At 67.8% G+C, this 19,040-nt stretch carries 16 protein-coding genes; 11 read left to right on the top strand and 5 right to left on the bottom strand.

What is annotated here, in order from left to right; all coding sequences use genetic code 11:
* Nucleotides 1-272 precede the first annotated feature (272 nt).
* The 3 genes from ACLH0K_RS06170 to ACLH0K_RS06160 are packed head-to-tail and all read left to right on the top strand — an operon-like array spanning nt 273 to nt 5,528.
* The gene (locus ACLH0K_RS06170) at nt 273-1,748 is read left to right on the top strand and encodes an MFS transporter (RefSeq protein ID WP_411375937.1); all 1,476 of its coding nucleotides are present in this window, start codon (nt 273-275) and stop codon (nt 1,746-1,748) included.
* Between the two features lies 1 nt (nt 1,749).
* Nucleotides 1,750-3,963 (top strand): molybdopterin oxidoreductase family protein, encoded by a 2,214-nt coding sequence (locus ACLH0K_RS06165; protein WP_411375936.1) that lies wholly within the window; start codon nt 1,750-1,752, stop codon nt 3,961-3,963.
* Nucleotides 3,963-5,528, top strand: a complete 1,566-nt coding sequence (locus tag ACLH0K_RS06160; protein WP_411375935.1) for an FAD-dependent oxidoreductase — start codon at nt 3,963-3,965, stop codon at nt 5,526-5,528. The genes ACLH0K_RS06165 and ACLH0K_RS06160 overlap by 1 nt, the downstream gene beginning before the upstream one ends.
* 95 nt (nt 5,529-5,623) lie before the next feature.
* Here ACLH0K_RS06160 and ACLH0K_RS06155 read toward each other — a convergent pair whose 3' ends face one another.
* From ACLH0K_RS06155 to ACLH0K_RS06145, 3 genes are all read right to left on the bottom strand, one after another.
* Nucleotides 5,624-5,803: a PspC domain-containing protein gene (locus tag ACLH0K_RS06155; RefSeq protein WP_411375934.1), complete on the bottom strand. Its 180-nt coding sequence runs from the start codon at nt 5,801-5,803 to the stop codon at nt 5,624-5,626.
* A 12-nt stretch (nt 5,804-5,815) separates the two neighbouring features.
* Entirely contained in the window at nt 5,816-6,076 is a 261-nt protein-coding gene (locus ACLH0K_RS06150; RefSeq protein ID WP_411375933.1) for a hypothetical protein, read from the bottom strand.
* A 141-nt stretch (nt 6,077-6,217) separates the two neighbouring features.
* Nucleotides 6,218-7,633, bottom strand: a complete 1,416-nt coding sequence (locus tag ACLH0K_RS06145; protein ID WP_411375932.1) for an NAD(P)H-quinone dehydrogenase — start codon at nt 7,631-7,633, stop codon at nt 6,218-6,220.
* 102 nt (nt 7,634-7,735) lie between these two features.
* Here ACLH0K_RS06145 and ACLH0K_RS06140 point away from each other — a divergent pair, with 102 nt between their 5' ends.
* Both ACLH0K_RS06140 and ACLH0K_RS06135 read left to right on the top strand, forming a co-directional pair.
* The gene (locus tag ACLH0K_RS06140) at nt 7,736-8,554 is read left to right on the top strand and encodes a purine-nucleoside phosphorylase (protein ID WP_411375931.1); all 819 of its coding nucleotides are present in this window, start codon (nt 7,736-7,738) and stop codon (nt 8,552-8,554) included.
* Nucleotides 8,555-8,613: 59 nt separating this feature from the next.
* Nucleotides 8,614-10,362 carry a phospho-sugar mutase gene (locus ACLH0K_RS06135; protein WP_411375930.1) on the top strand — a complete coding sequence of 583 codons (1,749 nt, stop codon included), beginning with the start codon at nt 8,614-8,616 and terminating at the stop codon, nt 10,360-10,362.
* 60 nt (nt 10,363-10,422) lie between these two features.
* Here ACLH0K_RS06135 and nirD read toward each other — a convergent pair whose 3' ends face one another.
* The gene (nirD, locus tag ACLH0K_RS06130) at nt 10,423-10,785 is read right to left on the bottom strand and encodes a nitrite reductase small subunit NirD (RefSeq protein ID WP_411375929.1); all 363 of its coding nucleotides are present in this window, start codon (nt 10,783-10,785) and stop codon (nt 10,423-10,425) included.
* 282 nt (nt 10,786-11,067) lie between these two features.
* Between nirD and nirB the strand changes: the two genes are divergently transcribed.
* The 6 genes from nirB (at nt 11,068) to ACLH0K_RS06100 (ending at nt 18,092) form a co-directional block, all read left to right on the top strand.
* Nucleotides 11,068-13,698: a nitrite reductase large subunit NirB gene (nirB, locus tag ACLH0K_RS06125; protein ID WP_411375928.1), complete on the top strand. Its 2,631-nt coding sequence runs from the start codon at nt 11,068-11,070 to the stop codon at nt 13,696-13,698.
* Between the two features lie 2 nt (nt 13,699-13,700).
* Nucleotides 13,701-14,735 carry a uroporphyrinogen-III C-methyltransferase gene (cobA, locus tag ACLH0K_RS06120; RefSeq protein ID WP_411375927.1) on the top strand — a complete coding sequence of 345 codons (1,035 nt, stop codon included), beginning with the start codon at nt 13,701-13,703 and terminating at the stop codon, nt 14,733-14,735.
* A gap of 14 nt (nt 14,736-14,749) precedes the next feature.
* Nucleotides 14,750-15,898 carry a uroporphyrinogen-III synthase gene (locus tag ACLH0K_RS06115; RefSeq protein ID WP_411375926.1) on the top strand — a complete coding sequence of 383 codons (1,149 nt, stop codon included), beginning with the start codon at nt 14,750-14,752 and terminating at the stop codon, nt 15,896-15,898.
* Nucleotides 15,899-16,108: 210 nt separating this feature from the next.
* On the top strand, nt 16,109-16,966 hold the full coding sequence (locus ACLH0K_RS06110; protein WP_411375925.1) for an FAD-dependent oxidoreductase: 858 nt from the start codon (nt 16,109-16,111) through the stop codon (nt 16,964-16,966).
* Nucleotides 16,967-17,060: 94 nt separating this feature from the next.
* Nucleotides 17,061-17,777, top strand: coding sequence for a deoxyribose-phosphate aldolase (gene deoC / locus ACLH0K_RS06105; RefSeq protein WP_411375924.1), 717 nt, complete (start codon nt 17,061-17,063; stop codon nt 17,775-17,777).
* A gap of 54 nt (nt 17,778-17,831) precedes the next feature.
* Entirely contained in the window at nt 17,832-18,092 is a 261-nt protein-coding gene (locus tag ACLH0K_RS06100) for a hypothetical protein (protein WP_411375923.1), read from the top strand.
* Nucleotides 18,093-18,226: 134 nt separating this feature from the next.
* Here ACLH0K_RS06100 and ACLH0K_RS06095 read toward each other — a convergent pair whose 3' ends face one another.
* Nucleotides 18,227-19,039: a metal-dependent hydrolase gene (locus tag ACLH0K_RS06095; protein ID WP_411375922.1), complete on the bottom strand. Its 813-nt coding sequence runs from the start codon at nt 19,037-19,039 to the stop codon at nt 18,227-18,229.
* Between the last annotated feature and the right edge of the window lies 1 nt (nt 19,040).

The raw sequence follows: 19,040 nt of genomic DNA, 5'->3' as shown, positions 1-19,040 counted from the left end.
TAAACGCTTTCGTGAGAACCGGCCGGATGCAGGGGTGGCCTCCGGCTCGAATTAGTTAGAGTTCAATATTAGTTCCGGCGGTCCAGTCAATGGACGAAAGGTCCAGCATGCGGACATGTGCTGTCCGTCTCATTCTGTAGATGCTATCGGCGCCTAACAACGTCCGGTAGGCGCCGATAGGCAAATGTCACAGCGCGTTAACACTCCGCGTCGGTCTGTGAAACGCGCCGTCCCTACCTTGGAGGAACAACATCCCCCAAAGGAGGTAACCCGTGACTGTCGACCGCACCGCTGATGCCGGCACCGGCAATTCCCTGGACCTTGACGACGCCAAAGACCCAGCAGCCCTTGCCTCATCCGCCAGCGCACAGCCCGGCTCTACCCGCACCACAGACGCCCCCGCCCTTGAATTCCGCCCCGGACGCTGGATCGCCAACTGGGACGCCGAGAACAAGGAGCAGTGGGAATCCGCAGGCCGCTCCATCGCCCGCCGCAACCTCAACTGGTCCATCTTCGCCGAATTCCTCGGCTTCGTGGTCTGGCAGCTGTGGTCCATCGTGGTGGTCCAGCTCCCCGCAGCCGGATTCACGTTCTCCACGTCGGAAATCTTCTGGCTCATCTCAATGCCAAGCCTCGTGGGTGCCACGCTCCGCATCCCCTACACGTTCATGGTTCCCCGCTTCGGCGGACGCAACTGGACCATCGTCTCCGCGCTCCTCCTCCTGATCCCGTCCGTCGGCCTGGCATTGTGCGTCTCCAACCCGGAAACACCGTTCGCCGTCATGCTCCTCGTCGCTGCCCTGGCCGGCTTCGGCGGCGGCAACTTCGCCAGTTCCATGGCCAACATCACCTTCTTCTACCCTGCCCGTGAAAAGGGCTGGGCGCTGGGCCTGAACGCCGCCGGCGGAAACCTGGGTGCCGCCGTCGCGCAACTCGCCGTGCCGATCGCCATCACCGTGCTTGCCGCCGGAACGGTGAACCTGCCGATGGCCGGCTGGATGTGGGTGCCGTTCATTCTCCTGGCCGCCTTCGGCGCCTGGAAGTACATGAACAACCTCACCAGCGCCAAGGGCGACGTCGCCGGTTCCGTGGCAGCCCTCAAGGAACCGCACCTGTGGATCATGGCGCTGCTCTACATTGGCACCTTCGGCTCGTTCATCGGATTTGCGGGTGTGTTCCCCAAACTCATCAAGGACTACTTCCCCGGGTTCTCCTCCATCGCGGTCGGAACCGTGGCACTGTCCCTCGCGTTCCTCGGCCCGCTGGTCGGCTCACTGGCCCGGCCTTACGGCGGACGGATGGCGGACCGGATGGGCGGCGCCAGGATGACGGTTGCAGCGTTCGCGTCCATGGCGGCGATCACCCTGACCATGATCTGGACACTGCCGCTGAAGAACTTCTGGCTCTTCCTGGTCCTGTTCCTGATGCTCTTCACCGCCAGCGGCTTCGGCAACGGCGCTACCTACCGCATGATTCCCGTCATCTTCGCCACCTCCAGCAGGGCTGCAAGGAACGGCGCCAGCTCCGTGGCAACCCAGCGGCTGGCGTCCTCGGCCCTGGGCCTGATCTCCGCCATCGGCGCCTACGGCGGGTTTGTCATCCCGCAGGTGCTCAACGCCTCCAACACCGCCAGCGGTTCCTACACCCCTGCGTTCTACGGCTTCGTGGCCGCCTACGGCCTGATGCTGGCAGTGTGCTGGTTCTGCTACATCCGCAACGCCAACCGAAATGCGATGGGACACGTCTAACATGACCAACGGCGCCGACACGCACTGCCCTTACTGCGCCCTGCAGTGCGCCATGACGCTCACGTCACCAGCGGAACTGGCCCCGGCATCCCCGCCGGGGCCAGTCCCCGTGGCTCTCTCCGCAGTTCCGGCCTCCCCCGCCGCCGGCCGGGCGCCCCTCGACGTCCAGGGACGCGATTTCCCCACCAACCGTGGCGGCCTGTGCCGCAAAGGCTGGACCTCACCCACACTGCTGAACCACGCCGGCCGCGTCACCGAACCCCTGCTCAAGGGTGCGGACAGCGTGCACCGCCCCATCAGCTGGGACCGCGCCCTCGACCTTGCCGTAGCCGCAGTGAAGGATGCCAGGGCACGCTACGGTGCTGACGCCGTCGGCGTCTTTGGTGGCGGCGGCCTCACCAACGAGAAGGCCTACATGCTGGGAAAGTTTGCCCGGCTCGCCCTGGGAACCTCCCGCATCGACTACAACGGCCGGTTCTGCATGTCCTCCGCTGCGGCCGCCGGGATGCGCGCCTTCGGTGTGGACCGCGGACTGCCCTTTCCCCTGGAAGCCCTCGACACCGCGAGCACCATCCTGTTGCTCGGCTCCAACGTGGCCGAGACCATGCCGCCCTTCGTCCAGCACCTCAAGGGAGCACGCGACGCCGGCGGGCTGATTGTGGTGGATCCGCGCCGGTCCGCCACGGCGGCCTTCACGGCCGACGGCGGCGGCATCCACCTTCAGCCCCTGCCGGGCACCGATCTGGCCCTGCTGCTGGGCATTTCCCACGTGGTCATCCACGAAAACCTGGTGGACACCGCCTACGTCGAAGAGCGCACCACCGGCTATAGCGCCGTAGCCCGCAGCGTCAACGCCTTCTGGCCTGAACGGGTCCAGTCCCTGACAGGAGTCCCGGCCGGCCTCATCCGGGAAACGGCGCGCAGGCTCGCCGCCGGGTCCCGCCGGGGGGGCAGCTACATCCTCACCGGCCGCGGCGTGGAACAGCACGTGGACGGCACGGACACCGCCACCGCCGCCATCAACCTCAGCCTCCTGCTGGGCCTGCCCGGATCCGCCCGCAGCGGCTACGGCACGCTCACCGGACAGGGCAACGGCCAGGGCGGCCGCGAGCACGGACAAAAAGCCGACCAGCTGCCCGGCTACCGGAAAATCACCGATCCCGCCGCCCGCGCCCACGTGGCCGGCGTCTGGGGTGTTCCCGAGGACCTGATCCCCGGGCCCGGGCTCCCCGCCGTGCAGCTGCTGAAGTCTCTGGGAAAGCCCGACGGCGTGCGGTGCCTTTTCGTCCATGCCTCCAACATCGCGGTGGCCTCCCCCGACGCCAATGCGGTCATCGCGGGCATGCGCAGCCTGGACTTCCTGGTGGTGTGTGATTTCTTCATGTCTGAGACCGCCGCCGAAGCGGACCTGATCCTGCCGGTCCTGCAGTGGGCCGAAGAGGAGGGCACGCTTACCAACCTGGAAGGCCGGGTCCTCCGCCGCCGCCGGGCACTGCAGCCCCCGGCGGGAGCCCGCAGCGAGCTGTGGATCATGGCGCGCCTTGCCGAACGGCTCGGTGCCCCGTCCACCTACAGCGAGGACCCGGAAACCGTGTTCGAGGAACTCCGCCGGGCCTCCGCCGGCGGACCCGCGGACTACTCCGGCATCGACTACGCGATGCTGGACCGCGGCGGGGCCGCCTACTGGCCCTACCCGGCGGGCGGCACAGGAACGCCCCGGCTGTTCCGGGAGCGCTTTGCCCACCCCGACGGCAAGGCCGTAATGGCTCCGGTGGCCCCGCGCCGCCGTCGTACGCCTGCTGCCAGCCCCGATGCCGCGGCAAAGGAAATGATCCTGATCACCGGCAGGCTCCTGGAGCACTACCAGTCCGGCTCGCAGACCCGGCGGGTGCCCGAGCTGCTGGCTGCCCGGCCGGAAGCCACTGTGCAGATCCACCCTGCGCCGGCCGCCGCACTGGGCATCACGGAGGGTGCCCTGGTCTCGGTGTCCAACGAGCTCGGCGAGGTGGTGTGCCGGGCCGGGCTCAGCACGTCCATCCGCCCGGAGACGGTGTTCCTGCCGTTCCACTTCCCCGAACTCGGAAGCGCGAACCGCCTCACCGAAGCGGCCACCGACCCGACTTCCGGGATGCCCGAATTCAAGTTCAACAATGTGTGGGTCCGGCCCGTGGCCGCCGTCCCAACCGGCAAAGTGCTGCAAACGATGGAGGCCTGATGAGCGAACGAGTAGTCATTGTGGGATTCGGTCCGGTGGCGTCCCGGCTGGTGGACGAACTGCTGCCGGCCGTGCGCGGCGGGCAGGTGGCCCTGACCGTCGTGGGCGAGGAAGCCGAGGCCGCCTACAACCGCGTCCTGGTGGCCGACCTCGGCGTGGGCCGCACCACCGCAGATGCCCTGGCCCTGTCCGACGCTGCCGCTTTGGTTGCCGAGGGGGTGGACGTGCGCCTCGGCGCCCGGGTGCGCCGCGTGGACCGCGCCCGGCAGCAGGTGCTCCTGTCCGGCAACGCGGCCGTCCGCTACGACCGGCTGGTCTTTGCCACCGGCTCCCGTCCGGTCATCCCCAACCTGACCGGCATCAACCCGGATCCCGCCTCACCCGTTTTGCCCGCAGGCGTCACGGCACTGCGTGACCTCCGGGATGCGGACGTGCTGCGGCAGGCGGTGGCCGGCGGCAAGCGGGTGGTGGTCCTGGGCGGCGGCGTGCTGGGCCTGGAAACGGCGCTTGCAGCGGCTGAGGAAGGTGCCACCGTCACCGTTGTCCATAACGGCCCGCACCCCCTGGGCCGCACCATCGACCACGGCGGCGGGGCCGTGCTGGCGGCCGGGCTGCGGCGCTGCGGGGTGAAGATGGCCGGCAATGCCCGCTCCACCGGGGTGGAGCACAACGCCCCCGACGGCGGTTTCTCGGCACTGCTGCTCGACGACGGCTCGGCGATCGACGGGGACCTCCTGGTCATCTCGTGCGGCGTACGTCCCCGTACGGAACTGGCGGAGGGCTGCGGGCTTTCCACGTCCACCGGGATATTGGTGGACCACCAGCTGCGGGCGCACCATGAGCCGCATATCTTCGCCATCGGTGACTGTGCCGAGGTACGTTGCCCGGACCCGGACTGTGCGGCTTGCCGGAACGCCAAAGGCCCGTCCGGACTGGTGGGTCCCGGCTGGAGGCAGGCGGAATGGCTGGCCGGGTACCTCACCCTCCTTGCCGCCGGCCTCGGAAGCGACGCCGAACTGCTGCCTGAACTGCCGGCCGAGCAGCCCGCCGTTATCGTCCTCAAGGCACGCGGGCTGAATATGGCAGTGGCGGGTGACAACCAGGCCGACCCCTGGGACGAGGAGGTTCTCACCGCCGGTGCAGTAAACGGCCGCGAGCGGCTGCAGATTGCCCAGTGGGCAGATCCCGAGCATGGACGCTACGTCAAGATGACCACCCGCGGGGGCGTCCTCGAAGGTTTGGTGGCCGTCGGCATGCCGCGCACGGCCGCCGAGCTTGTTGGGCTTTATGAGCGCTGCGCCGAGCTGCCGGCTGACCGCTCGCTGCTGCTGCGGTTGGACGGGCCGGACCAGCTGCCGGGAACGGCGGCATCCGATCCCGCGGGAACGGTGTGCCGGTGCGCAGGCGTCAGCGCGGCAACCATCCAGGGCGCGGTCGGGGAAGGCTGCTCCACCGTGGCTGAAGTATCCAAGGCGACGCGGGCCGGAACCGGCTGCGGCGGCTGCCACGAGGACATCAAGGGCCTCATTGAAAAACACTTCCAGGCGCTCCCGGCCGTCCCCTGATCGGGCTGATAAATCTGGCCCATTGAACCCCCCGCATAACCTGCCGGTAAGGGGTGGTCCCCCAACGACGGGTACCACCCCTTACGCCGGCTGTGCTAAGCCGGTGCCTTGGGGATGATGATCCAGAGCGCTATGTAGACCAGCTCCCCGATGCCCACCAGGCCAAAGATCACGAACGCCAGACGCACCAGGAACCTGGGCAGCCCGAACCGGGCCGAGAGCGCCGCGCAGACGCCGCCGATCATCTTGCCCCGGCGCGGGCGTACCAGTGCCATGGACATGATCCGCTACCCTTCCGTCCCGGCGTTGCCTGCCACGGTGAACTTGCCGCCGGCGACCGCCTCGGCGTACTCGGTAAGGTCGGGCCCCGGCTGGAAGTCGACAAACTGCGGCTGCAGCTTCTCAAACAGGAACTTGTACACCTCGTCCTTGTCAGCACCGGACAGGGACGACGCCGCATCCCGGACTGCCTCCTGCAGCGCCCGGTCGGCGTCCAGCAGGATTTTCTCCCGCGCCTGCTCGTTCCACTTGACGTCCTGCAGTTCCATGGGGTTCTCCTTGCGTTCGACGGCTTGAAGCGTGGACGGCCGGAAATTCGTTAATGGAATCTCCGGCCGGTCCTTGAAGGAGTCTATGCAGGACGCAGCGGCAGGGTCCAGACTTTCCGGCCCGTGCCGCTTCCGCGGCAGCTACAGGTGCACGTGCAGGCGGCGGGCTGCCTCGGAAATGGACCCGGTCAGCGACGGATAGACTGTGAAGGTGCTGGCGACGTCGTCCACATGCAGCTTCTGCTTCACCGCGATGGAAATGGGGAAGATCAGTTCCGAGGCGTTCGGGCCCACCACGACGCCGCCGATCACGGTTCCGGAGCCCTTGCGGGCAAAGATCTTCACAAACCCGTCCCTGGCGTTGCGCATCTTGGCCCGCGCGTTGCTGCGCAGGGACAGCTTGACCACGTCGCCCTGGTACTTGCCGGAATCGATGTCCGCCTCGGAGACGCCCACGTTGGCGATCTCCGGGGAGGTGAAGATGTTGGATGCCACCTGGTGCAGCTTGAGCGGGGTGACCACGTCCCCCATGAAGTGGGCCACGGCGATGCGCCCCTGCATTGCTGCGACCGACGCCAGCGGCAGCACGCCGGTGCAGTCACCGGCGGCGTAGATGTTGGGCGCACTGGTGCGGGAGACGCCGTCGACCTTCACATGGCCGCTGTCGCTGAGGGCGACGCCCGCTTCCTCAAGTCCAATGCCCGCGGTGTTGGGGATGGAGCCGAGGCAGAGCAGGCAGTGGCTGCCGGTGACCTTGGTGCCGTCGCTGAGCGTGACCACCACGCCGTCCTCCGTGCGTTCCACGGACTCCGCCCGCGAGCGGGACAGGACGCGGACGCCGCGGCGTTCAAACACTTCCTCCAGCACCACGGCCGCATCGACATCGGAGCCGGGCAGCACGCGGTCGCGGCTGGAGACCAGCGTGACCTTGGAGCCGAGGCCGTTGTAGGCCGAAGCGAACTCGGCACCGGTGACACCCGAGCCCACCACGATCAGGTCCTCGGGCAGCTCGTCAAGGTTGTAGATTTGCGTCCAGTTGAGGATGCGCTCACCGTCCGGCCTGGCCGTGGGGAGCTCCCGCGGATGGGCGCCGACGGCCAGCAGGATGGTGTCCGCTTCCACGATCTCGGTGCCGTCCAGGGTAAGGACTTCGATGGTGTGGTTGTCGAGCAGCCGCCCTGAACCCGTCAGGATCCGCACGCCCTGTGCGGCCAGGCCATCGTGGATGTCCCTCGACTGGCTGCGCGCCAGGTTCAGCAGGCGGTCATTGATGTGCTTCAGGTCCGCGCGCATCACCGGCACGAAGTCGCCGCCGTCGACGTCGAACTTCACACCCAGCTCGCCTGCCTCGGCCACCCGGGTCATCAGGTCGGCCGTGGCGATGAGCGTCTTGGACGGCACCACATCGGTGAGCACCGCGGATCCGCCCAGGCCGGCCCGTTCAACGATGGTGACCTGCGCCCCCAGTGAGGCGGCCACCATGGCGGCTTCGTAGCCGCCCGGGCCCCCGCCGAGGATTGCGATCCGGGGTGCGCTGAAATCTGGATGCGTAGTCACAATTCATCATTCTCGCCCATCCCCGCCGCAGCACCAAGAATCCGTGCACGTCCGCGGCACGCTGTGGTGGGCGCAACAGGAGCGGCAGGATAACTTGTACTCGTGAGTACAACAGACTTCCTGAACACGGATCCCTTCGCCGCAGCCCGCGCGGCGGCTGACTACATCGCCGAAGAAACAGGAGTGGACAGCCACGACGTCGCCCTGGTGCTCGGCTCCGGATGGGGTGCTGCGGCAGACCTCATCGGCGAAACCACCGCCACGCTCTCCGCCGAGGAGGTGCCCGGTTTCCATGCCCCGGCCGTGGAGGGGCACGTGGGGACCATCCGTTCGGTGCTCACCGCCGACGGCAAACGCGCCCTGGTCCTGGGTGCCAGGACGCACTACTACGAAGACAAGGGCGTCCGCGCCGTTGTGCACGGCATCCGTGCCGCGGCTGCGGCCGGCTGCACCACGCTGGTCCTCACCAACGGCTGCGGCGGACTTAACGAGAACTGGGTTCCGGGCACCCCGGTCCTCATCAAAGATCACATCAACCTCACCGCGGCCTCACCCCTTGAGGGCGCAACGTTCGTTGACCTGACAGATTTGTACTCGTCCCGCATCCGCGGCCTGGCCCGCGAAGTGGACCCGACCCTCGACGAGGGCGTCTACGCCCAGTTCACCGGGCCGCACTACGAGACCCCGGCGGAGGTACAGTACGCCAAGCGGATCGGGGCGGACCTGGTGGGCATGTCGACGGCGCTGGAGGCCATCGCGGGGCGGCACGCCGGCATGGAGGTGTTCGGCATCTCCCTGGTCACCAACCTGGCCGCGGGCATCAGCCCGGTGCCGCTCAGCCACCAGGAAGTCATCGAGGCGGGGCAGGCAGCGGGCCCGCGGATTTCCCGGCTCCTGGCCGACATCATCGCCAAACTGTAGGCACTGCTCCGGCGGGGATGGGGAGGAACTGAAGGGACAATGACGATAGCGTGGTGCCCATGACGTCTGCCGATGCCGATTTCCGCCTGCTCGACGAAGCCCGCGCCTGGGCCTCCCAAGATCCGGATCCCGCAACGGCGGCGTCCCTCCTCGAGCTCATCAGGCTGGTAGAGGACGGTGACCCGGCAGCCCGTCAGGAACTTGTTGACAGCTTCCGCGGCACCCTGCAGTTCGGCACCGCCGGGCTGCGGGCGGCGCTGGGCCCCGGCCCGAACCGGATGAACCGGGTGGTGGTACGGCGCGCCGCCGCCGGCCTGGCCGCTTTCCTGCTGGAAACGGTAGGCACGGCAGCCCCCGGAACCCGGCCGCGCGCCGTCGTCGGCTATGACGCCCGTTACAACTCCGACGTGTTCGCCGCCGAGACCGCGGCCATCTTCACTGCCGCGGGCATCGAAACCTTCCTGATGCCGGCAGCCCTGCCCACGCCCCTGCTGGCGTACGCCGTCCGCGCGTTGGAGTGCGACGGCGGCGTCATGGTCACTGCCAGCCACAACCCTCCCCAGGACAACGGCTACAAGGTGTACCTGGGCCGGCACGCCGTCCCGGAGAGCGGCAGAGGTGCCCAGATCGTCACCCCGTACGACGCCGAAATCGCAGCCCGCATCAACGCCGTGGGTTCCCTCGAATCGATCGGGCTGGCCCCGGAGGGCTGGACGGTCCTCGACGACTCCATCGTCAGGGAGTACCAGCATGCCGTGGCGGGGCTTGTCCACCGCGACCGTTTCCCGGCACGCGACCTGCGCATCGTGCTCACCCCCATGCACGGGGTGGGTGGTGAAACCGCGCTGGCCGTGCTCAAAGCCGCCGGTTTCGTGGACGTCACCCTGGTGGCCGAACAGGCGAAGCCGGACCCTGATTTCCCCACTGTGAGTTTCCCCAATCCGGAGGAGCCGGGCGCCCTGGACCTCGCCCTGGAAACGGCGTCCAGGCTTGACGCCGACATCGTGATCGCCAACGACCCCGACGCCGACCGCGCAGCGGTTGCCGCCAAGGATCCGGATTCCGGCGCCTGGCGGATGCTGCGCGGCGACGAGGTGGGCGCGCTGCTGGGTGCGCATATTGCTGCCCGCCTGGCGGCTGCCGCCGGCAGCGGTGCCGACGCCGCCCCCGGGGTGTTCGCCAACTCCATTGTGTCGTCGCGGTTGCTGGCCCGGATCGCCGCAGAGGCCGGCTATGAGCACGAGGAGACTCTGACCGGATTCAAGTGGATTTCGCGGGTGCCCGGGCTGCTGTACGGATACGAGGAGGCGCTGGGCTACTGCGTGGCACCGGACCTGGTGAAGGACAAGGACGGCATTTCTGCTGCGGTCCTCATCGCTGAGCTGGCGGCAGCAGCCAAGGCCGACGGCAAAACCGTCTTCGATACGCTGGACGAGCTCTACCTGAAGCACGGCCTGCACGCCAGCGACCAGCTGAGCATCAGGGTGGCGGACCTGGGCCTGCTGGACGCCATGATGAACCGGCTGCGGGTTTCGCCGCCGGAATCGTTCGGGTCCTCCGCCGTCGAAGTTTTCACGGACCTGGCCGAAGGCACCGACCAGCTGCCGCCCACCGACGGGCTCCTGTACGTGACCAGGGACCTCACGCGCGTGATCATCCGGCCGAGCGGGACCGAGCCGAAGCTCAAGTGCTACCTGGAAGTCATCCACCACGCCGCCTCCGCAGCGGAACTGCCTGCTGCGCGGCTGGCGGCCCGGGCTTCACTGGACGAGGTGCTGAAGGACGTCAGCGAGGCGCTGGGACTTTAGCGCGAAGAAGGGGCGCCCGGCGGGCGCCCCTTCTTCGCTGCTTTTGCCGGGTTGCTGCCGTTACAGCTCAACCTCGACGAAACCGTCCACAACCCGGGTACCAAAAGCCTGGATCCTCAGGCCCGGGGTGCTGAAGCACTCCCCTGTCTCCAGGTCGTACACCTCTTTGTGCAGGGGTGAAGCGATGGTGGGTCGGGATCCTTTCGAACCCAGGATTCCGCGGGCCATGACGTGGGCACCAGTGGCCGGGTCCTCGTGGGCCACCGCGAATACCTCGTGCGGGCCGGTGCGGAAAAGGGCCACTTGGCGGCCGGCCACCAGTGCGGCCTCACCCCAGGAGAGTTCCAGGTCGTCCACGGGGCAGACGCGGTGCCATCCGGCGGCTGCGGTATCGAGTGCCCCAAGTTCCAGTGTTGCCGTCATGTCCGGCTCCTTTCCCTGTGCTTGTTGTCCTGTTTTTGTGGTCCGGGCTGCCGGGCGAAGCGGCCGTGTTCCACGCTAGGGCCGAGGTGTTTCGGTGGGGTGCAGCGGATGTGTCCGGCGGGTAAAAGAGACCTAACCCGGCCGGAAATGCTTTCGTGATGCAGAAGTTAAGTTGGCGAAACAATCGGGAAACTGAAGCGAAACTGCCTCTCCCTAGTCTGGTTGGACACTCGTCAGTGAAGGCCGCGCATTAGTGCCTGCGGCCCATGCGAAAGGCCCACCGTGACCGAACAGACCTCAAACACCGGGACTCCGCGCCGCATCGTCGTCGCCGGCGGCGGCCCCGCGGCCCACCGCTTCGCGGACGCCATGCATGCCCGCGGCCTCGATGGCTGGCATGTCACGGTCCTCACCGAGGAAGTGCACCTCCCCTACGACCGCGTCGCCCTCTCCAAGGCCCTGACGGATACCGGTGTTGACCTGACCCTCGGGTCCGCCTCGATGTGGGACCACGAAGCACTGACCCTGAAGACCGGCGAGCGCGTGATCAGGATCAACGCCGAAGCGAAGACGGTGGAAACCGCCGCCGGCAACAGCTACCCCTATGACGAACTGGTGGTGGCCACCGGCTCCGACGCCGCGCGCCTGCCGCTCCCCGGTGCCGAGCATGCCCACGTCTACCGGACCCTTGAGGACGTCTGGGCCATCAACAAGGCCATCGCCGACCTCACCGAAAAGCTTGGCCGCAAAATCAATGCCGTCACCATCGGCGGCGGCCTTCTGGGCCTCGAATCGGCGGCAGGCACCGGGCAGCTGGGCGCCACCCCCATTGTGGTCAACGGGGCCCCCTGGCTGATGAACACACAACTTGACGAGGGTGCCGGGCAGGCCCTGGGCCGCCTGATCGAGGCGAAGGGCTTCGAGGTGCACGGCGGCGTCTTCCCGTCCGCGATCCTTACGGACGACGACGGCCAGGTCACCGGCGTCCTGATGGCCGATGATCGCATCATTCCGGCCGACATCGTGATCGTGGCCATCGGCGTCCGGCCCCGCGACGAACTCTTCCGCGCCGCCGAGGGCGAAGAACAGGTTTTCAGCCTGGGCCCCCGCGGCGGCGTAGTCATCAATGACTACTGTGCCACCGAAATTCCCGGAATTTGGGCCATCGGCGAAGTAGCCAACTTCGGCGGCATGTGCCTCGGCCTGGTGGCTCCGGCGAACACCATGGCCGAGATCGTGGCCGACCGGCTTCACGGCGGAGACGCCACCTTCCCCGGCTTCGACACCGCCACCAAGCTGAAGCTCTCCGGTGTGGACGTTGCAAGCTTCGGTGATGCCTTCGCCAAGACCGAACACGCCCTGGAAATCGTCTACGCCGATCCCGCCCGCGGCGTTTACCAGAAGATCGTCACCACAGACGATGCCAAGACCCTGCTCGGCGGCATCTTCGTGGGCGACGCCTCACCGTACATGAGCCTGCGCCCGCTCCTTGGCCGCGAACTGCCGGCCGAACCCGGCGCGTTCCTCAGCGCGGCCGGCGGCGGCGACGCTCCCGAAACCGAACTGCCGGATGACGCCACCCTGTGCTCCTGCAACAACGTGACCGCAGGAAGCATCCGCGACGCCATCAACGGGTGCGGTGCCTGCGAAGGCAACGCCCCGGTCCGGGAACTCGGCGAACTGAAGGGCTGCACCCGTGCCGGCACGCAGTGCGGTTCCTGCGTGCCGATGCTCAAGAAATTGCTGGAAACGGAACTCACCAAGTCCGGCGTCGAGGTTTCCAAGGCCCTGTGCGAGCACTTCGAACTGTCCCGCCAGGAACTGTTCGACGCCATCCGCGTCCTGGAACTCACCTCGTTCGAAGAGATCCTGGCGAAGTACGGCACCGGTGCCGGCTGCGATATCTGCAAGCCCACCATTGCCAACATCCTGGCCAGCCAGAACAGCGCCTACGTGCTGGATGCAGGCCGCGGCACGCTGCAGGACACCAACGACCGTGCGCTGGCGAACATGCAAAAGGACGGCACGTACTCGGTGGTGCCGCGCATCGCCGGCGGCGAGATCACGCCCAAGAAGCTCGGCGTCATCGCCGCCGTGGCGGAGAAGTACAACCTGTACACCAAAATCACCGGCGGCCAGCGGATCGACATGTTCGGCGCCCGCCTCGAGCAGCTTCCCGAGATCTGGAAGGAACTCGTCGACGCCGGCTTCGAGTCCGGACAGGCCTACGGCAAGAGCCTGCGCACCGTGAAATCCTGCGTCGGGTCCACCTGGTGCCGGTTCGGCGTCCAGGACTCCGTGGCCATGGCCATCAAGCTGGAACTGCGCTACCGCGGCCTCCGCAGCCCGCACAAGCTCAAAATGGGCGTCTCCGGCTGCGCCAGGGAATGTGCCGAGGCACGGGGTAAGGACGTGGGCGTCATCGCCACCGCCGACGGCTGGAACCTGTACGTCGGCGGGAACGGCGGCGCCACCCCGGCGCACGCCCAGCTGCTCGCCAAGGACCTTGATGACGAGACGCTGGTCAGATACATCGACCGCTACTTCATGTACTACATCCGCACCGCCGACCGCCTGCAGCGCACGGCCCGGTGGCAGGAAGAGCTCGACGGCGGCATCAAGCACGTCGAGGACGTGGTGGTGAAGGACACCCTGGGCATCGCCGCGGACCTCGAGGCAGCCATGGCCAAGCACGTGGACACGTACGTCGACGAGTGGGCGGACACGCTCAAGGACCCGGAGCGCCTCCGCCGCTTCCGTTCCTTCGTCAATGCCCCGGACCAAAAGGACGACTCCATCACCTTCGTCCCGGACGAGCGCGGCCAGATGCGGCCGGCCACCCCGGAGGAAAAGGGCAAGGTCCTCCTCGGCGCGTCCATCGCAGTCCGTTCCGGCAACGAAAACGAGGTGTAGGCATGCAGCTCAGCATTGATCTCACTGGCCGCGAGGTCCTGGTCACCGGCTCGGACACCGCAGCGCGGCAGGCAGTGCGCCGCTACGAAGCGGCGGGCGCCGTCGTCTACCGCCTCAGCACCCCCCAGGGCGCCGGACACGACGGCCCGCTGCCCGAGCGGCCGTTCCTCGTGGCCGCGGTCGACGACGGCCAGCCCGGCTGGGATGCCCTCCTGCGCCGCTGCCGGGAGTCCGGGATTCCGGTGGCCGCCGAACCCGCCGCCGGCGCCGCCGGGCATGTCACCCTGGTGGGCGGCGGCCCCGGCACCACTGAACTCCTCACCGTCGCCGCCGTGAAGGCCCTGCGGGACGCCGACGTGGTGTTCTACGACCGGCTCGCACCGTACCAGGAACTGCCGGCCCTGACCTCCGCCGAGCTGGTGGACGTAGGCAAGAAGCCCGGCCACCACAAGGTGGGCCAGGCGGACATCGAAAAGCTCATGGTGGAAAGCGCGCTGGCCGGAAACAACGTGGTGCGCCTCAAGGGCGGTGACCCGTACGTCTTCGGCCGCGGCGGCGAGGAAGTGGCGGCCTGCGTGGCCGCCGGCGTCAAGGTCCACGTGGTTTCGGGCGTCACCAGCGCCATCTCCGTTCCGGCCGCGGCAGGGATCCCTGTCACGCACCGCGAAGTCAGCCACATGTTCACCGTGGTTTCCGGACATGCGCCGCTCACGGAAAAGGAGCACCGGCACCTCGCCGGGCTGGGCGGCACCATCGTGGTGCTGATGGGCATCGGAACCCTGCACCAGCTGGCGGCCGGACTCCGCCGGGCCGGGATGCGCCCTGACATGCCCATGGCCGTGGTGGAGCGCGGCTACCGTCCCGGGCAGCGAACCACCATCGCAAGCCTGGGCACCATCGCGTCCGCCGCCGCCGGCTGCAGCAACCCGGCCGTGCTGGTCATTGGCGAGGTGGTCCGGGTGGCTGAAGCCAACCGCGGCCATGCTGAGGCCGCCGCTGACCTGGACAGGCTGGCGGCCTCGCTGCTCGGTTCGTGAAAGGATTGACCCCCATGACTGCACTTGCACCGGCCGAAGCCGCCCAGGCCGAGGAAGCAACCGACGCCGCGGAGGCCCCGCTTGAAGGCTTCCGCATCGGCGTCACGTCCCACCGGCGCTCGCGGGACCTGATCGAGGCCCTGGAGCGCCGCGGCGCCGAGGTGCTGCACGCCCCGGCGCTGAAGATCGCGCCCGTGCAGGAGGACGTGCACCTCATCGAGGACACCCGCGCCATCATCGCGGCTAAGCCCGACCTCTGCATCGCCACCACGGCGTACGGGATGCGGCGCTGGTGCGAGGCCGCCGACTCCTTCGGCATCGGCGACGAACTGCTGGAAACGCTGGGCGCGTGCCGTATGTTCGTCCGCGGCCCCAAAGCCCGCGGTGCCGTGCGCGCGGCCGGCCTTGCCGACGTCGGAATCAGCAGTGATGAAACCACCGCAACACTGGTGGACATGATCCTGGCCGAAGGTGTCCGCGGCAAGACGGTAGCCGTGCAGCTGCACGGCTACACCGATGTCCGGCAGCTGGAGCGCCTGCGGATGTCCGGCGCGACAGTCCTGACCGTCACGCCCTACCGCTGGGTAAAGCCCGACGGCGAGGACAAACTTCCGCGTCTCATCGACGCCGCCTGCAGCGGGAACCTGGACGTCCTCACCTTCACCAGCGCGCCCGCCGTCGACGCCATGTGGAGCACCGCGCACGAGATGGGCGTGTACAAACAGCTCATCGAAAGCCTCAAGACGAATGTCACTACCGCCGTGGTGGGGCCGGTGACCGCGCAGCCGCTGCTGGACGCAGGGGTGGCGCCGCTGATCCCGGAACGCTTCCGGATGGGTGCGCTCATCCGGCTGGTGTGCGAGCACCTGGCACTGAACCACGTGCGCCGGCTGGATACCCGGTCCGGGAATGTCGAGCTCCGGGGGCGCAGCCTGCGCATCGACGGCCAGCCTGTTGAACTGGCACCGGCACCGCTGCTGCTCCTGCGGGCGCTGCTTGGCGCCGGCGGCGCGGTCCTGTCCCGGGAATCGCTCTCGGACCTGCTTGAACTGCGCGGCTCGGTGCACGCCCTGGACATGACGGTCAGCCGGCTGCGGTCATCGCTGCCGGACGGACGGCTGGTGGAAACCGTGGTCAAACGGGGCTACCGGATCCGGGTCTAGGGATTTTCCACCTGCCGGTCCGGGGAATGTGTCCGCTGGCTGGCGAATGAGAGCCGCGTCACGGATTCTGTTACCGGCCGGTAAAAACTGGCGAACGCACCCCTCCCGGATCGGCAACGGACGGGAAACACAACGGTAAAAGCGCTTCCCTACGCTGGGTTCATCACGAAGTTCCGGCCGTTCCGCGGCCGCCAGCGAAAGGGCCAGCACATGTCCGCTCCGGCACCCTCCACGTCCGCCACCGCCACCCGCATCGTCATCGCCGGCGCCGGCCCTGCCGCCCGGGCCCTGGTCACGCAACTGGACCGGGCCCGGTTCGCCGGCACCATCACGGTGCTCAGCAACCGCGATGACACGCCCGAAGAGCTGCTGGAACTGGCGCTGCTCCCCCAGGTTTCGGTGCGGTTCGGCCAGCCGGCCAGCCACATCGACGCCGTCAACCGCACTGTCGCCACAGCCGACGGCATGGAGTTCGCGTACGACCACCTGGTGATCGCCACCGGATCCGCCCCGGTCGCCAACCCGGTGGAGGGGGCATCCCAGTGCCTGAGCTACTCCACCATTGATGACGCCGCACGCATCGCCGAGGCCGTGGGGGAAGTGACGCGGGAGCTGGGCCGGCGCCCGCTGGGGATCCTCGTGGGCAACGGTGCTGCAGCAGGCCAGGCCGAAGCGGTCCTCCGCGCCCGGGGTGTCCGGCCCGTCCGCACCACCGCCCGCCCGGCCGCCGTCGTTCCCGGCCAGTCCGTCTCCGGACTCGCTGCTTCCGCCGTGATTTTCGAGGACGGCAGCAGCATGAGCGGCGACCTGGTGGTCCTGGCTGAGGAGCGGGTGGCCCGCGACGGCCTCGCCGCCAGCGCAGGACTGCGGACCGCTGCCAACGGCGGAATAGTGATCAGCCAGGACTTCCGGACGTCCGTCCCCGGCATCTGGGCCATCGGGGACGCAGCGGCGTTCGACGGCGTCCGGCTGGGCCTGCTGGTGGCGGCGGCTTCCGCTGCGGGAGCCTGCGCAACGCAGCTGTTGACCGCGGCTTCCGCCGGGCCGGCCCTGCAGGCGGCCGCCTAGTCCTGGCCCGGAGGCGGCCGACTGCTGTGACAAGATGGTTCCCGAACCGAGTCAAGGACATACCTGGCCCCACAGGGCCCCGGAGAGGATCATCATGAGCAACGAAGCCACCCCTTCCGTCCAGCCGGCCGCCGCTGTTGCCGAAGGCATCGCCTCCTACATCGACCACACCCTGCTCAAGCCCGAGGCGTCCGAAGCCGACGTCCTGAAAGTCTGCTCGGAAGCCGCGGAGTACGGCTTCAAGTCGGTGTGCGTCAACCCTGTCTGGGTCAAGACCGTCAAGAAGGCGCTGAAGGGTTCCGGGGTCCTCACCTGCTCCGTGGTGGGTTTTCCCCTGGGTGCAACGCCTACCGACGTCAAGGCCTTCGAAGCGCGGGGTGCCGTGCTTGACGGCGCGGACGAGGTGGACATGGTCATCAACATCGCCGCGGCCCGGGCCGAAGACAAGGGCACGCTGGTGGAGGACATCACGGCGGTGGCCGAGTCCGTCCATTCCAGCGGCGCCATCCTGAAGGTGATCATCGAAACCGCCCTGCTCACGGACAGCCAGAAGGTCCTTGCGTGCCAGGCGGCAGTGGAAGCGGGCGCCGACTTCGTGAAGACCTCGACCGGCTTCAACGGCGGGGGCGCCACGGTTGCAGACATCGCCCTGATGCGCAAAACCGTGGGGCCGGACCTGGGGGTCAAGGCATCCGGCGGAGTGCGGTCGCTTGCTGACGCGCAGGCTATGATTGCTGCAGGTGCAACACGTATTGGTGCCAGCTCCGGCATTGCCATCGTCAAGGGTGAACAGGGTTCATCTGCCTACTGACAGCAGGCCGGACGCCGCCGCAGATTGAGCCCCGCGGGGCCGAGGAGGAACTTCATGTCCAGCAACATCAACGCTTCCCGCCAGGACATCCCGAACGAGGGCCCTGTCCAGACGCCCCAGAACGAGAACAAGCTGGGGACCAGCATTCTCGCCTTCGTGGTCTGCATCGCCCTCTTCTTCGGTGCCGTTTACTCGCTGTCCTTCCTCACCCTGGACAACATCTGGCCCATGGCCGTCTGCATTGTGCTGTTCGCGCTGGCCTTCTGGATTCCCCAGGCCATCCTTGGCCGCTCGGACTCCGCGGGCGAACACTAACCCCAACTAAGTAGCGCCAACTGTCGTATCGGCGGTTTAAAACGACAGTTGCTGCTACCCGGTTGGGACAGCCGACATAAAGAAGGCCCCCGGGCGCTGTGATTCAATCACCGCCCCGGGGGCCTTTTCCGTTTCTAGAACCAGAGCCTGGTCCAGGCGACCGCCGCGTCCGCCATACGCGTCCAGTGGCTCTGGGCGATGGACCAGCCGGCCATCGTCAGGCCCACCATCGCGTAGGCACTCACGGGAATCAGCACAAGCCATTCACGCTTGGAGCCGGCCCGGCCAAGGAGCGGCAGCGACAGCGCCCCGTTGGGCCGCCAGACGTTGCGCAGCAGCGGAATCTTCCTCAGCAGCCTGGGCGGCCGGACCACCAGGGGCCACAGCAGCGGCACTCCCCCGGTAGTGATGAGGTCGCCGACGATGTGCACCACAACACCGATGAGCATGGACATGGGCAGCCACGTCCACTGGTCCGGTGCGTACACAGTGACCAGTCCGGCCATCACCAGCGCGAAGATCCAGTTGCTCAGGAACCCGGCCTTGGGAAAGAGCTTAAGGGCCTTGGCCGCGATGTTGATCAGGAACATGCACAGCAGCCCGGCGCCGACGGACAGCAGCCCCCAGGGTGTCTCCAGCTGGAACCGGGACGCCAACACGGCAAGGAACACGAAAACAGCGGCACCGAGGATGGAGTGCGTACCCTGGCGGTGCCCTCCACTGGCGTTTTCGATGCCCCGCGCAATCGCGTTGGACAGCGGAGGCAGGGAGTGCGCCACGGTGCTGGACCGGTGGTCCCAGTCGCAGACCAGGGCGGTACCGGCGGTGGCCATGCCGCCGATGAGGATCCCGGTGGGATCCAGCGGGTACCAGCCCAGGGTGTAAGGCCCGGTGGACGCAACAGCCACCCACGCCGCGGCTCCCGACGCGGCGTGGTGTCCTCCCATC

It is taken from the genome of Arthrobacter sp. MPF02 (assembly GCF_046605375.1).
In the GTDB taxonomy this organism is placed as follows: Bacteria; Actinomycetota; Actinomycetes; order Actinomycetales; family Micrococcaceae; genus Arthrobacter.
Note: the sequence above shows the minus strand (reverse complement) of the source record. Positions and strands in the feature narration are given on the sequence as shown.

Coding starts and splice junctions, on each gene's coding strand:
- ACLH0K_RS06160 (WP_411375935.1), top strand. CDS start 3,963: ATGAGCGAACGAGTAGTCATTGTGGGATTCGGTCCGGTGGCGTCCCGG.
- ACLH0K_RS06100 (WP_411375923.1), top strand. CDS start 17,832: ATGTCCAGCAACATCAACGCTTCCCGCCAGGACATCCCGAACGAGGGC.
- ACLH0K_RS06150 (WP_411375933.1), bottom strand. CDS start 6,076: ATGGAACTGCAGGACGTCAAGTGGAACGAGCAGGCGCGGGAGAAAATC.
- deoC (WP_411375924.1), top strand. CDS start 17,061: ATGAGCAACGAAGCCACCCCTTCCGTCCAGCCGGCCGCCGCTGTTGCC.
- ACLH0K_RS06095 (WP_411375922.1), bottom strand. CDS start 19,039: ATGGGAGGACACCACGCCGCGTCGGGAGCCGCGGCGTGGGTGGCTGTT.
- cobA (WP_411375927.1), top strand. CDS start 13,701: ATGCAGCTCAGCATTGATCTCACTGGCCGCGAGGTCCTGGTCACCGGC.
- nirD (WP_411375929.1), bottom strand. CDS start 10,785: ATGACGGCAACACTGGAACTTGGGGCACTCGATACCGCAGCCGCCGGA.
- ACLH0K_RS06165 (WP_411375936.1), top strand. CDS start 1,750: ATGACCAACGGCGCCGACACGCACTGCCCTTACTGCGCCCTGCAGTGC.
- ACLH0K_RS06115 (WP_411375926.1), top strand. CDS start 14,750: ATGACTGCACTTGCACCGGCCGAAGCCGCCCAGGCCGAGGAAGCAACC.
- ACLH0K_RS06110 (WP_411375925.1), top strand. CDS start 16,109: ATGTCCGCTCCGGCACCCTCCACGTCCGCCACCGCCACCCGCATCGTC.
- ACLH0K_RS06155 (WP_411375934.1), bottom strand. CDS start 5,803: ATGGCACTGGTACGCCCGCGCCGGGGCAAGATGATCGGCGGCGTCTGC.
- ACLH0K_RS06135 (WP_411375930.1), top strand. CDS start 8,614: ATGACGTCTGCCGATGCCGATTTCCGCCTGCTCGACGAAGCCCGCGCC.